This is a genomic window from Kitasatospora sp. NPDC093550 (genome assembly GCF_044764985.1).
Lineage (GTDB): Bacteria > Actinomycetota > Actinomycetes > Streptomycetales > Streptomycetaceae > Kitasatospora.
The window spans coordinates 348,671-362,564 of sequence record NZ_JBIWJF010000003.1 but is presented as its reverse complement, the minus strand read 5'-3'; the positions used below and the strand labels follow the sequence as shown (position 1 = coordinate 362,564).

7 protein-coding genes are annotated in these 13,894 nt (G+C 77.0%); 5 read left to right on the top strand and 2 right to left on the bottom strand.

Annotated elements, in window-relative coordinates; genetic code table 11:
• Nucleotides 1-13: 13 nt before the first annotated feature.
• Together ACIRD3_RS07040 and ACIRD3_RS07035 are read left to right on the top strand one after the other, a co-directional pair.
• Nucleotides 14-3,379, top strand: coding sequence for a right-handed parallel beta-helix repeat-containing protein (locus ACIRD3_RS07040; RefSeq protein WP_402212749.1), 3,366 nt, complete (start codon nt 14-16; stop codon nt 3,377-3,379).
• Complete coding sequence (locus ACIRD3_RS07035) at nt 3,376-4,593, top strand: S8 family serine peptidase (protein ID WP_402212747.1); 1,218 nt, start codon at nt 3,376-3,378, stop codon at nt 4,591-4,593. Before ACIRD3_RS07040 ends, ACIRD3_RS07035 begins: the two co-directional genes overlap by 4 nt.
• Nucleotides 4,594-5,383: 790 nt before the next feature.
• On the opposite strand, the gene ACIRD3_RS07030 is transcribed toward ACIRD3_RS07035, so the two are convergent.
• Complete coding sequence (locus ACIRD3_RS07030; protein WP_402212745.1) at nt 5,384-6,355, bottom strand: hypothetical protein; 972 nt, start codon at nt 6,353-6,355, stop codon at nt 5,384-5,386.
• 246 nt (nt 6,356-6,601) lie between these two features.
• Here ACIRD3_RS07030 and ACIRD3_RS07025 point away from each other — a divergent pair, with 246 nt between their 5' ends.
• Complete coding sequence (locus ACIRD3_RS07025) at nt 6,602-6,994, top strand: hypothetical protein (protein WP_402212743.1); 393 nt, start codon at nt 6,602-6,604, stop codon at nt 6,992-6,994.
• 230 nt (nt 6,995-7,224) lie between these two features.
• On the top strand, nt 7,225-7,950 hold the full coding sequence (locus tag ACIRD3_RS07020; RefSeq protein ID WP_402212741.1) for a sigma-70 family RNA polymerase sigma factor: 726 nt from the start codon (nt 7,225-7,227) through the stop codon (nt 7,948-7,950).
• 32 nt (nt 7,951-7,982) lie between these two features.
• Here the strand turns inward: ACIRD3_RS07020 and ACIRD3_RS07015 are convergent, their stop codons facing one another.
• Nucleotides 7,983-10,814 carry a BTAD domain-containing putative transcriptional regulator gene (locus tag ACIRD3_RS07015; RefSeq protein ID WP_402212739.1) on the bottom strand — a complete coding sequence of 944 codons (2,832 nt, stop codon included), beginning with the start codon at nt 10,812-10,814 and terminating at the stop codon, nt 7,983-7,985.
• Nucleotides 10,815-11,156: 342 nt separating this feature from the next.
• Between ACIRD3_RS07015 and ACIRD3_RS07010 the strand changes: the two genes are divergently transcribed.
• Complete coding sequence (locus tag ACIRD3_RS07010) at nt 11,157-13,850, top strand: BTAD domain-containing putative transcriptional regulator (RefSeq protein ID WP_402212737.1); 2,694 nt, start codon at nt 11,157-11,159, stop codon at nt 13,848-13,850.
• Nucleotides 13,851-13,894: the final 44 nt, after the last annotated feature.

Below are 13,894 nucleotides of genomic sequence, written 5' to 3'. Positions count from 1 at the left end.
GGGAACCCCAGGCATGTCGCGCCCGGTGCTGACGGTCTGCTCGGAGCAGCGGGAGCCAGGCTCCTACCGCACGATCGGTGAAGCCCTCCAGGCCGCCCGCAGCGGTGCGGTGATCTCGGTGCGCCCCGGCCGGTACGACGAGAACCTGGTGCTCACCAAGGTGGTGAGCATCACCGCCGAGGACGTCCGGGGCAGCGTGCGGATCAGCCCCCGGCGCGGCACGGTCGTCCAAGTTCTCGCCGAAGCGGTCCAGTTGACCGGACTGGTGCTGCAGGGCCAGGACGAGGAACTACCCGCCGTGGACGTTCCGCGCGGCCAACTCGCCCTGCAGGACTGCGAGGTCGCCGGCAACGCGTGGACGGCCGTGCTCACCCGCGGGCAGGGCGAACTCGCCATGCGCGGCTGCCGGGTGGTCAACCCGGCCGGCGCCGGACTGGTCGAGACCTCCACCGGCACCAGCGTCATCGAGGACAGCGTCATTGAGCACCTGGGCACCTCCGCCCTGGTCATCGGCGAGCGCGCCAACCCGACCGTACGGCGCTGCGTGCTGCGCGACGCCCGCGGCAACGGCGTGTGCGCCAACGGCGAGGCGCGCGGCGTCATCGAGGACTGCGAGATCTCCGCCACCGACAAGCCCGCCGTGGCCCTGGAGGAGCAGAGCACCACACGCCTGCTGCGCACCGGGATCCGCGACAGCGCCCTCGGCGTGTTCATCGGCTCCACCGCCCGGGTCGTCCTGGAGGACTGCACCGTCACCGCCGTCCGCGGCCACGGCTACGTGCTCACCAACGGCACCGACCCGCTGCTGCGCCGCTGCCGCGCCGTCCGCCCCCAGGGCCAGGGCCTGCACATCGCCGGCCGCTCCCGCGGCACCTTCGAGGACTGCGAGGTCACCGCCCCCGCCCAGGTCGGCATCCACGTCGCAGAGGCCTCCGGCCCCACCCTGGTCCGGGCGGTCGTGCGCGACGCCGTGGCCGACGGCGTCGACCTCACCGGGGAGAGCGCCGCGGAGTTCGACCGGCTGGAGGTCCGCGACGCGGCCGGCACCGGCATCGTGGTGCGCGAGGGCGCGAACCCGCTGCTGCGCCGCACCAGCGTCACCGCCGCCGGCGGCCACGGCATCGAGGTGCTGCGCGACGGCCGCGGCCGGATCGAGGACGCCACCGTGCTCGACTCCGGGCAGCACGGCGTGCGGATCACCGACGGTGCGAACACCTACCTCGGCGGCAGCCAGGTGCGCGGCAGCAGGTCCTGCGGCGTCTCGGTGGGCCCCGAGGGCGTCGCCACCCTGCGCGACGTCGAATCCACCGAGAACGCGTTCGACGGCGCGAGCGTCGAACCCGGCGGCGAACTCACCGCCACCCGCTCCCGGCTGCGGACCAACCGCCGCCACGGACTCCACCTGATGGGCGGCGCCCGCGCCACCCTCACCTCCTGCCGGCTCACCGACAACACCGTGGACGGGCTGCGCTCCGAATCCACCGAGCCCGTCCGGCTCACCGACTGCCTGACCGCCGAGAACCAGGGCGCCGGGCTGCGGCAGACCGAGCCGACCGACCGGCTCGCGGTCGAGAACCTCGACAGCCGGGACAACCGGTCGCCGGACGCCCACGGGTCCGCGGCGGTCGCTGCCGCCGCGCCCGGCACGGCCTCCACCGCCGACGGCGAGACCGCGCCCGAGGACGGGACGGCCCGGCCCGCACCCGCCGACGCCGGACCGCGGGGCCCGCAGGCCGTCCTGCAGACCCTGGTCGGCCTGGAGGGCGTCAAGGAACAGGTCGCCACCCTCGTCAACCTCAACAAACTGGCGCGGCGCCGCGAGCAGGCCGGCCTGCCCGCCCTCCCGATGAGCCGGCACCTGGTCTTCGCCGGACCGCCCGGCACCGGCAAGACCACCGTCGCCCGGCTCTACGGCGCCATCCTCGCCGAACTCGGGGTGCTGCGCAGCGGCCACCTGGTCGAGGTCGCCCGGGCCGACCTGGTCGCCTCGGTCATCGGCGGCACCGCCCTGAAGACCACCGAGGTGGTCACCGAGGCCCTCGGCGGCGTGCTGTTCATCGACGAGGCGTACACCCTCTCCGCCGGCTCCGGCGGTACCGGGCCCGACTTCGGCCGCGAAGCCATCGACACCCTCGTCAAGCTGATGGAGGACCACCGCGACGACCTGGTGGTGATCGTCGCCGGGTACGAGGCGGAGATCCGGGAGTTCCTCGCCTCCAACCCCGGCCTGGCCTCCCGGTTCAGCCGTAGCGTGGAGTTCCGCAACTACAGCGCCGACGAACTCACCACGATCGTCGAACGGGCGGCCGCCGGCCACGGCTACGAACTCGCCGACGGCACCCGCGAGGCGCTCGCCGTCCACTTCGAACGGATGCCCAAGGGCGCCGACTTCGGCAACGGCCGCGCCGCCCGCAAGGTCTTCGAGGAGATGGTCGACCGGCAGGCCTCCCGGCTCGCCGAACTGGAACACTTCGACGACACCGCGCTCACCCGGCTGCTGCCCGCGGACGTCGGCGAACAGGCCGCCGCGGCCGTCGCCGACGACGGCACGGCGGACGAACCCGGTCTGCTCGACCGGCTTCGCGCCATGGTCGGCCTCACCGCCGCCAAGGAGCAGGTCGAGGACCTGGTCAACCTCACCCGGCAGACCCGCCGCCGCGTCGAGGCCGGTCTGCCGGCCGCCACCATCAGCCACCACCTGGTCTTCGCCGGACCACCCGGCACCGGCAAGACCACCGTCGCCCGGCTCTACGGCGAACTCCTCGCCGAACTCGGCGTCCTGCCCGCCGGCCAACTCGTCGAGACCGCCCGCGCCGACCTCGTCGGCCGCTACATCGGCCACACCGCCCAACTCACCCGCGACGCCTTCGAACGCGCCCGCGGCGGCGTCCTCTTCATCGACGAGGCCTACACCCTCACCCCCCGGCACGGCGCCGGCGGCGACTTCGGCCAGGAGGCCGTCGACACCCTGATGAAACTGATGGAGGACCACCGTGACGAGGTCGTCGTCATCGTGGCCGGCTACCAGGACGAGATGAGCGGCTTCCTCGCCTCCAACCCCGGCCTCGCCTCCCGGTTCTCCCGCGAGATCACCTTCGACCACTACACCGACGACGAACTCGTCACCATTGTCCGGCTGCAGGCCGAGGCCGCCGGCTACCGCTGCACCCCGGACACCCTCACCGCCCTCGGCACGCTGTTCGGCGCCGTCCCGCGCGACCACGCCTTCGGCAACGGGCGGTTCGCCCGACAGGTCCTGGAAGCGATGATCACCCGGCAGGCGGGCCGGCTCGCCCGGCTCGACGTCGCCGACCTCGACGAACTCAGCCTCCTGCTGCCCCACGACCTCCCGGCCCAGCGGATCGGCGGCCGCCCGTGAAGACGACCGCCGCGGCCCTCACGGCCGCACTGCTGCTGCTCCCGGCGACGGCCGGCCCCGCCGCCGCCGAGACGCCGGACGCCCTTCCCGGCGTCACCCAGCTGCGACGCGACCCCGGCGGCAGACCGGCAGGCTGCCTGCCCGCCTCCGCCAAGGGCACCCGGCTCGTGCCCTGGCCGCAGACCTTCCTGCGCCCCGAGCGGGTGTGGCCGCTCAGCCGCGGTGAAGGCGTCACCGTCGCCGTCCTCGGCTCCGGAGTGAAGGACGGGGCCGGTCTGCTCACCGGCCGCCTCGACCACGCCCCGCTCCCCGGCGGCGCCGACCCGGCCCAGGACTGCGTCGGCCACGGCACCTTCCTGGCCGGCCTGATCGCCGCCGACCAGCGCGAGGGGACGGGCTTCGCCGGGCTCGCGCCGCGCGCCCGGATCCTCGCCGTCTCGGTCACCAACGAGGCCGGGGTCGGATCGGCGGACCTCCTCGCCCAGGGGATCAAGGCTGCGGCCGACCGGGGCGCGAGGATCATCGCCGTCGGCATCGCCCTGCCCAGCGGCAGCGACGCGCTGGCCGCAGCCGTCCGGGCGGCCCACGCCAAGGGCGCGCTGATCGTCGCCCCGGCCGCACCCGACACCGCGCCCCCCGAGACGGGCGCCGCCAAACCCGGCCCCGTCTACCCGGCCGCCTACCCGGAGGTGCTCGCCGTCCGGGACCTCGCCCCCGGCGGCGCCCTCCCCGACGGCCCCACCGCCGTCCCGGTCGGCGGACGGGTCGACCTCGCCGCCCCGGGCGACGCCGTCACCGGCCCCGGTCCCGCCCCCGGCGGCTTCTACACCGGCATCGGCCCCAGCTTCGCCACCGCCTTCGTGGCCGGCACCGCGGCCCTCACCCTCGGCTACCGTCCCGACCTCACGGTGGACCAGCTGACCCGCCGCCTCGAAGCCACCGCCTACCACGGCCCCGACCCCCGGTACGGCCACGGCACCGTCGACCCGGTCGCCGCCGTCACCCGCCTCACCGACGAGCCCCCCACCACCGCGCCCCCCGCCGCCACCACCCTCGCCATGCCCCCCGCCCGGCCCGCCACCGACGCCCCCACCCAGGCCACCACCATCGCCCTCACCTCCCTCGCCACCATCGCCCTCACCGCCGCAGCAGCCGCCCTCACCCCCCGCGCCCGCACCCGCGCCTGGCGCCCGGGCCGCGCGGACGACCGCTGAGCGGGGCGCAGCCGATCAGACCGCACGGCCGCCCCCACGCCGCCCGCCCCACCACCGACGCCCCGCCCGGCCACCACCATGGCCCTGACCCCGCGCCCGCCGGGGAGGACCGCGGGGGATCCGGCGCGCGGCGCAGGGACGCAGGCAATCCGCCCCCACCCCCCAAACCGGCCACCCCGCCCCGCGCCACTCCGCCGCTCGCCCCGCCGCCGCCCCCTCGCCTCCCGGACCAGGGCCGCCCCGGCGCCGGGGCCGGGCGGGCGGCTGGTGAGGGGGGCTTGGCCGGCTCGCTCTCATGGCCCCGGCCTGTTGTCCCGGTCGGTGTCCCGCTGCGTGTCCGACAGCCGGTGCCCTGGCCTGCCTTGTCGCCAGCGCCGTCACCGCCGTCCTCGCCCGCGCGCGTGGTGCCGGGGCCGGGCGGGCGGCTGGTGAGGGGGGGCTTGGCCGGCTCGCCCTCACGGCCCCGCCACCACGCTGGCCGGCCTCGCGCTCTCACCCTGGCTGGGGCCCGGGGCGGGCGGAGGGCCGGTGAGGGTCAGCGTGCGGGGTGGAGGGCCGGTGAGGGGCCCGCGGCGTCGGCTCGGACGGGCGAGGGTGGGCGCTCCCGTGCGACATGCCTGACCGTGCGGCGGGCCGCTGAGCGGGGTGGAGGCAGCCCTCGCGCCCGCGACCGGGAGCGGGGGAGGCACGCGAGTCGCGGGGTGTCGGGCCGGCGGGCGCGGTCGTCTCGCTCGCCCGGCGTGCTCGCATCGCCCTGGGGTGCCCGGGGTCGGGCGGATGCGCCTTCGGGTCAGTGGTGGCGGGTGGACATGGTGTCGCCGATGAGCGCGGCGAGTTCGAGGTAGGCGCGGCGGCTGCGGGGGCGGAGCGGGGTGGTGCGGGTGTGGGGTGGGAGGAGGAGGGCGCCGCGGCAGCGGGTGCGGAAGTGGGTGAGGAGGTCGCGTTCGGCGATGGCGCGGTGGGTGGGTGGGGCGGGGGTGAACACGGTGGCGGCGCCGTGGACCAGGTCGTGGCGGCCGAGGGCGGTGAGGTGGTCGAGGAGGGCGCCGGCGTTCCGGGCGCCGGTGGCCGAGGCGGGTTCGCAGATGACGAGTTGGTCGGCGTGGGTGACGGCGGCCGGTCGCAGGTCGACGGGGGAGGTGGTGGTGTCGGTGAGGATCACGGGGTAGTGGCCGCTGAGTTCGGCGAGGGTGGCGGGGAGGGCCACGGGGTCCGGTGGCGCGGCGTGGAGGACGAGCCGGCTGGCGGGGTGCCGTTTGGAGGTGGTCGGACCGCCGGGGACGAGGACGAGGACCGTGTCAGCGCGGTGTTCGGCGAGCAGGGCTCCGAGGACGGCGGCGATGCCCCCTGCGGTGGGGCCGCCCAGGACGGTGATCCGGTGGCAGGCGCGCAGCGGGACGCGGATGCGGTCGACGAGGTGTCGGCGTCGGGCTTGGCCGCCGAGGGCGAGGAGGCGGCTGCGCGGCGGATCGGCCGGTGGGCGGGGTGCTTCGACGGGTGGACGGGGTGCCGCTGCCGGGGGCCGGGTCGGCGCCGGTGGTGGGGTGGGCGTCGGCGCCGAGGGTGGGCTGCCGACCGGGCCGCGGGCGTACAACTGCCGTTCGGGGGCGGGGATCAGGACGGTGCCGAGCGGGTCGAGCGGTTGCCTCGGCCGCAGGGCGACGGGGGCGGGCCAGGTCGTCGGCGAGTAGTCGGGGGCGGCCTGGGTGCGGGTGCCCGTGCTGCCGGGCGCGGTGCCGGTGGTGCCGTCGGAGAGAGCCACCGTCTGTCCTTCCGGTCCGTGGTGCGCGGCGGGTGCGTCCGGCCGCTCCGTACAGCTGTCCCAACGCTCGAAGCCTTCGTTCCGGTTCACCTGAACCGTTCTTCGCCGGAGGACCGTTGAGCGGGGCGGAGCGCTGCTGCCTCCCCTCGTCGTACGCGCGAAATTGCCGCACCCGACCGGATGCCGATGGGTACCGTCATGCGGTGGCACTCGGCGCCCGCCGAGTGCCACCGAGGTCGAAGGAGTGTGAGTCCCGTGATGGGGACGGCGGGGGACGAGCAGGGGATGGGCGTGGACGGGCCGGAGGTGCGGGCGTTCGTCGCGGCGCTGGTGCGGGCGGGGGCGCCGAGCGTGCCGGGGCCGACCGGGCTGGCGGTGCCGGAGGCGTCTGCGGAGGAGGTGATCGCGGTGGCGCGGCGCCTGGCACTGCGGGCGGTAGCGGACGGCCGCTGGAGTCCGGGGTCGGCGCCGCGGGGGCTGTGGGGGGTGGCCTCGGCGATGGTGGTGGACGAGCACCCGTCGTCGCCGGGGTGGTCGCCGGTGGAGCGGGAACGGGTGGTGACCTGGGTCGCGACGCTGATCGAGCACCGCGGCGAGGACGGTGTGCAGGAGTTGTTGCGGGAGCTCAACCTCCGCTGAGGGGCGCCGGGTTGCGGTCGGGCCGGCCGGGCGTCACAGCATCCTGACGCACCGTCCGGTGGCTGGCCCGGTGGCCGGTCGGGAGCTGACGGATGGCGTTGGCGGATCGTTGGTGAGGACTTGGCGGGCTCCGGCAGTGTGATGGTCGTAGCCGCCGCCGGGGATGTCCGGCAGGCGCCGAGCGGCGCCTGCCCGTGCCGTGCCCCCTTGCCCGATCTGAGAGGTAGCGCGTGTCGAATCCGTCCGTCGCCCCGTCCACGTCCGTCACCCGGCCCTCCGGGGAGCCGTCGGACGCGGTGGGGGCCGTCACCCCCCCGGCCGGTCCGGTCACCGACCCGGCGGCGCCCGCCACCGCCCCTGCCGACCGGGCCCGTCCGACCCTCGACCCGGACACGCTCGCCGAGATCCACCGCCTGCACGGCGGCTACCTGCTGCGCGCGCTGCTGCGCGCCACCGGCGGGGACCGCGGCAAGGCCGAGGACATCCTGCAGGAGACCCTGCTGCGCGCCTGGCAGAACCCGGAGGCGCTGAGCGCCGGGGCCGAGCAGAGCCGGCCGTGGCTGTTCACCGTGGCCCGGCGGATCGCGATCGACCACTACCGGATGGCCGCCGCCCGTGCCAAGGAGGTGATCGGAGAGTCGGTGGAGGACCGCCCGCAGCACGACGACCCGTACGAGCAGGTCGTGGTCGCCCGTGACATCGCGCTGGCGCTGCGGCGGGTCCAGAAGCACCACCGCGAGGTGCTGGTCGAGCTGCACCTGAAGGACCGGTCGGTGCTGGAGGCCTCGGCACGGCTGGGGGTGCCGCCGGGGACGGTCAAGTCCCGCAACTTCTACGCGATCCGGGCGATGCGCCCGGTGCTGGCGGCGGAGCACGGCTACGCGCCTGCCGAGCGCCGGTCAGCGCAGCCCGAGCGCCGGGCGGGGGCGGAGAACGGTGCCGTCACGGTCCGGTGAGCGGCCCGGTTAGGCTCCGGTGAGCGGCCCGGCTAGCGCCCCGGTGACCATTCCGGAGAGCGGAGGTTGAGCGACTGCTCCAGGCTGGTGGCGAACTCGCTTCGGTAGCCGGCGAGTTGCTCGTGGCGGCGGAAGCGGTCGAGTGCCGAGCGCAGCCGGCCGCTCACCTCCGGGGCGCGGCCGCGGGCCACCAGGTAGGCGGCGTAGGACTGTTCGGCGAGCGCGTGCCCGTAGAGCAGCCCGGCCTCCTCGCAGGCGGCGAGCAGCCGGTGCCAGATGAGGTCGGCGGCCCCCTCGCGGACGGTCAGCGGGAGGGACTGCGCTTCGGTGAGCAGCGCCCAGAGGTGGACCTGGGTCACCGGGGTGGGCGGCAGCAGGTCGGAGGCCTCGCGCGAGTGGCGCCGCGCGGCGTCCGGGTCGCCGGATGCCAGGCCGACCGCGCCCTGGTGGATCTTGGCGTCGACGAGCCGTCGGCGGTTGCCGGAGGCCACGGCGAGTGAGGTGGCGGAGGCCGCCAGCCGTTGGGCCTCGGTGGTGTCGCCGAGCATCGCGGTGGCCAGAGCGAGTGTGGCGAGCGCCCGGATGCGGGCGGAGGTGGCCAGGGGGCCGTCCACGGTGTCGGTGAAGCCGACCGCCTTCCGCGCGGCGTCGGCCGCCTCGCGTCGCCGTTCGAGCGCGATCAGGGCCTGGGCCCGGCAGTTGAGCAGCAGCGCGATCGCGCCCGGGTCGCCGCAGCGTTCGGCCGCCGCCAGGCCCGCGGTGGCGCGGTCCAGCCAGTGGCTGAAGAGGCTGGCGCCGTAGTAGAGGGACCCGGTGGTCAGGGCGATCCGCCAGGCGCGCTCGGGATCGGTGGTGGTGACGGCTTCGACCAGCGCCCGGACGGCGGGCTCCTCGGCGCGGAACCAGTCGAGGGCGGCGCGGATGTCACCCACGGCGGGGAGGGTGTGCGGCGGATGGGCGGGGGAGTCGGAGTCCTCCTGGCAGGGGTCCAGGTAGAACCCGCAGTGCTGGAGGGCGGCGAGGTAGTAGTCCGCCAGTCGCTCCCGGAACAGTCGCCGGGCGGCTTCGGGCAGTTCGGCGAGCAGCCCGGCGCCGAACAGGCGGACCAGGCCGGTGTGGCGGTAGCGGCCGGGGGCGGTGCCGGTGAGCAGGTGGTGGGCGGCGAGTTCGCCGAGTGCCGCGTGGGCGGTGGCGGTGTCGGTCGCGAGCAGGGCGGCACTCGCGGTGAGGTCGAACTCCGCGCCGGGGTGGACGGCCAGGGCGGTGAACAGTTCGGACGCCGTGGAGGAGAGTTGGCGATGCGTCAGGAGGAGTTGCGCCTCGATACCGAGGGGGCCGCCGGCGTCCAGGACGGCCAGCCGGGTGCGCTCGTCGGCGAGTTCGTCGGCCAGCTCGGTGACCGTCCAGTCGGGCTGGGCGGTCAGCCGGGCGGCCGCGATCCGCAGGGCGAGCGGCAGCCGGTCGCAGAGCCGCACGACCCGGCCGGCGGCTTCCCGGTCGGCGCGCACCCGCTCGGGTGTCAGGGCGCGTTCCAGGAGCAGCAGGGCGTCCTCCTCGGACGGCGCGGCCAGGCGCAGCAGCACGGCGCCGTCGAGGGCGATCAGGTCCTCCAGGGAGGCCCGGCTGGTGACGACCGCGGCGCAGTCGGGCCCCTCGGGCAGCAGGTCGCCGACCTGGTCCGGGCCGGCGGCGTCGTCGAGGACCACCAGCAGCCGCCGGCCCCGGGTGCGTTCGCGGAACAGCGCGGCGCGTGCGGCGCGGCCGACGGGGACGGCGTCGGCCGGGACGCCGAGTGCGTGCAGGAAGTCGGCGAGGACGGCCTCGGGCCGGGCCTGGCCGTCCTGGGCCAGGCCGCGCAGGTCGGCGTACAAGCGGCCGTCGGGGAAGCGGTGGGCGGCGCGGTGCGCCCAGGCGGTGACCAGCGCGCTCTTGCCGACCCCGGCGGGGCCGACCACCAGGACCGGCCCGTCCGTGCCGCGGTCGGGTGCGCAGGCCTGGTCGAGCCGGTCGAGCTCGGCCTGTCGGCCGGTGAAGTCCACGAGTCGGCGGGGGAGTTGGTCGGGGGCGTGGACGGCGGGCCCGGGCGCGGGCGGCACGGCGGGGGAGGGTTCCGGTGGCTCGTCGGCCAGCACCTCGGCGAGCGCCGTCTGCAGGGCCGGACCGGGCCGGATGCCCAGCTCGCCGTCCAGCCGTCGCAGGGCCCGGTGGTAGGCGGTCAGCGCGTCCGCGGGTCGGCCGGCCTGGCGCAGGCAGCGCATCAGCAGCGCCACCAGCTCCTCGCGCAGCCCGTCCGTCCGGACCTCCTGCTCCAGTGCGGCCACCGCCGCCGCGCCGGTGCCCTGGCGCAGCCGCAGCGAGGCCCAGTCGAGCAGGGCGGCGGTGCGCGACTGCTGCAGCCGGTCCACCACGGCGGTCCGCAGCGGGGTGTCGGGCAGGTCGGCGAGGGCCTCGCCGCGCCACAGCCGCTGGGCCTCCTCCAGCAGGGCGATGGCCTCGGCGTCCTCGGCGTCCTCGGCGCGCTCGGCGTGCCCGGCGGCCCGGACGGTCAGCGTCTCGAAGCGCAGTGCGTCGACCTCGTCGGCGGGCCCGGCGAGCAGGTAGCCCGGGGACCGGGTGTGCAGCTCGAACGGCGTGCCGGCGAGCAGCTTGCGCAGCGCGGCCACGTGCCCCTGGACCGCCGCCCGCGCACTGGCCGGCGAGCGCTCGCCCCACAGGGCCTCGCAGAGCCGGTCGACGGTGACCACGCGCCCGAGCTCCAGCGCCAGCAGCGCCAGGATCGCCCGCCGCTGCGCCCCCGCCGGGGTGGCGAAGCCGTCCGACCCGACCCGCAATTCCACCGGGCCGAGCAGCCGAATCCGCACCACGTACCCCATTCCGTTCGCACCAAACCCCAGGTGGGACCCGGGGTGGAGCAGTGTAGTCCGCGGACCTGTCCGGTCCGCGCCAGGTTGTCGGTCCTGCCCCCTGTACGCACACGGGGTGGGTGCGGGTTGCACCGGCCGCCGAGGTTTCTCGCCGCCCGTACCGGCGTCGGGCCGGGAGTCCGTGGGATCGAGGGATCATTCGTGTAGAACCCTTCGGAATCCGGACGGCTGCGGCTGCGGCGGCGCGGTGCGCGGGCCCCGGGCGGGGCGACCGCCCGGATGAACGGGCAGGTCAGGCCTATGCTCGGACGGGAGCTGACGGCTGGGGGAAGAGAGGGAAGCGTGCACATCGATCTGCTCGGGCCGGTGGTCGTGCGGCGGGAGGACGGGACGGCGGTGACGCCCTCGGCCCCCAAGCGGCGGGCGCTGCTGAGCGCGCTCGCCGTGCGGCTGAACCAGACGGTGGCCACCGGGGAGCTGATCGACCTGGTCTGGGACGGCGCGGCGCCGCCCACCGCGCGGGCCGCGCTGCAGGGGCACGTCGCCGCGCTGCGTCAGCTGCTGGACGGGCCGGGGCTGGTCCTGGACACCCGGGGAGCCGGGTACGTGCTGGTCGGCGAGCCCGACCGGGTCGACGCCCTGCGCTTCACCCGGCTCTGCGAGGACGCGGGAGTGCTGCTGCCCGGCCCGCCCGCCCCGGCCGGGACGGCCCCGGACGGCACGGCGCACGAGGACCCCGCGCTGCCGCTGCTGCGCGCCGCGCTGGACCTGTGGCGCGGCCCCGCGCTCACCGACTGCGGGTCCGCCCTGCTGCGCGAACGGACGCAGCCTCACCTCACCGACCTGCGGCTGCGCGCCCTGGAACGGCTGGCCGAGGGGCTGCTGCGAGCGGGCCGCGGCGGCGAGCCGGTCACCGAACTGGCGGCGGCGGCCGACGCCCACCCCTCCCGGCAGACACTGGCCGGCCTGCTGGTCCGCTGCCTGGAGCAGGCCGGGCGGAGCGCGGAGGCGCGGGAGCGCCACGAGCGCGCGCCGGCCCGGCTCGTCGGCCCGCCCGGGCCCGGACCGCGGCGCGCCGCTGAGCGGTTCGACGCCCCGGCCGCCCCGCCCGACCGCCGCTTCGTCGGCCGGAGCGCCGAACTCGCCCGGCTGGACGCGGCGCTGGCCGCCGCCCGCTCCGGCCGCCCGGTCCTGGTGACCGGCCCGGCCGGCGTCGGCAAGACCGCGCTGGTCCGGCACTGGGCGGCGCTGCGCGGCGCCGGGCACTTCCCGGACGGTGTGCTGCACGCCGACCTGCGCGGCTTCGGCCCGGACGGGCCGCGCGCGGCCGGGGACGTCCTGGGCGAGTTCCTCGTCGCCCTCGGCGTCGCCCCGGACGACCTCCCGGCCTCGACCGAGGACCGTTCCCGCCGCTACCGCGACCTGGTCGCCGGCCGGCGGGCGGTGGTCGTGCTGGACGACGCCGCCTCGTACGAACAGCTCGCCCCCCTGCTGCCCGACCCGCCGCGCGCGGACACCGCGGGTGCGTGCGCCCCCGTCGCCGTCGTGACCAGCCGCAGCCGCCAGCGCCACCTGCTGGTCCGGGTGGGCGCCGTACCGCTGCCGCTGGACCCGCTCACCCCCGAGGACGCCGCCGCACTGCTCACCCGCTCCCTCGGACCGGACCGGACCGCCGAGGACCCGGACGCCGTCGAGGACCTCGCCGAGCGCTGCGACCGCCTGCCGCTCGCGCTGCGCCTGGCCGCCGCCCGGCTGGCCGCCCGGCCCGACTGGTCCGTCGCCGACCTGGTCCGCGAACTCGCCGACGAGGAGACCGGGCTGGCCGCGCTCTCCGGCGGCGGCACCGGCACCGGGCGCGGCCCGGTCGGCCTCACCACCGCCCTGGACCGGACCTACCGGACCCTGCGGCCCGCCGCAGCGCGGCTGTTCACCCTGCTCGGCCTGCACCCGGGCGCGGTGATCGACACCGACACCGCCGCCGCCCTCGCCGACCTCCCGCCCGCCGCCACCCGCTCCCTGCTGGCCGAGCTGGACACCGTCCACCTGGTGGAGGAAGCGAAGCCCGGCCACTACGCCCGGCGCGCGCTGGTGGGCCGATACGCCGCCCGCCAGGGCGCCGAACTCACCTGCGACGAACGGTTCGTCGCCCTCGACCGGCTGATCGCCCACTACCTGGACGCCACCGCCGGATGGACGGCCGGGTGCACCGCCGCGGGCGCGGCCGGCAGCGGCGGCGTGCGGGCGGCGGCCTGGTTCCGACGCGAGGAGAGCGCGCTGCGGGCCGTCGTGGTCTCCGCCGAGCAGTACGGGCGGACGGCCGGCTCCTGGAGGCTCGCCCACCGCATCGCCCAGCTGTACCAGGCCACCGGCCACGACCGCACGCACTGGCGGGCCGTCGTCGAGGCCGGGCTGCGCGCCGCGCACGCGGACGGGGACGAGGCGGCCGTCGCCCGGCTCGGCACCGACCTCGCCGTGCTGCACGTCGCCCGCGCCGCCCACCGCACCGCCGCCGAGCAGCTGGACCGGGCCGTCGCCGCGGCCGACCGGGCCGGCGACGCGGCGCTGCGCCACCACTGCCGGAGCCGGGTGGCTGCCGCGCTGCTGCGGGCCGGTCGCCCCGACCGGGCGCTGCCCCTGCTCACCGACCTGGTGGCCGCCGCCCGCACCCCGGCCACCGAACACCTGCTGGTGAGCTCGCTCACCGAGCTCGCCGACGCCCTGGTCCTGGCCGGCGACCCGGGCCCGGCCCTCGCCCACGCCGAGGAGGCCGTCCGGGTCGCCACCGAGCGCGGCGGCGGCGCCGAGGCCGTGCTCGCCACGCTCGGCCGCGCCGGCGCCCTGCACGCCCTCGGCCGCCGGGACGCCGCGCTCTCCTCGGCCCGGCTCGCCGTGGTCCTGGGCCGTACGGTCGGCGATCCGGCCCTGGAGGCCCGCTCGCACCGCCTGCTCGCGGACCTGTTGCACGAGCTGGGCCGCAGCGCGGAGGCGGCCGAGGCCCGGCGCCGTGCCGAGGCGCTGACGGCGGGAAGCCGCTGAGTCGGCCGTGCGCCGGCCGGCCCCGGCGCCGCCGCTCCCGGCGG

Bases quoted from the DNA above. Each gene is read 5' to 3' on its own strand.
- ACIRD3_RS07040 (WP_402212749.1), top strand. From the start codon at position 14: ATGTCGCGCCCGGTGCTGACGGTCTGCTCGGAGCAGCGGGAGCCAGGC.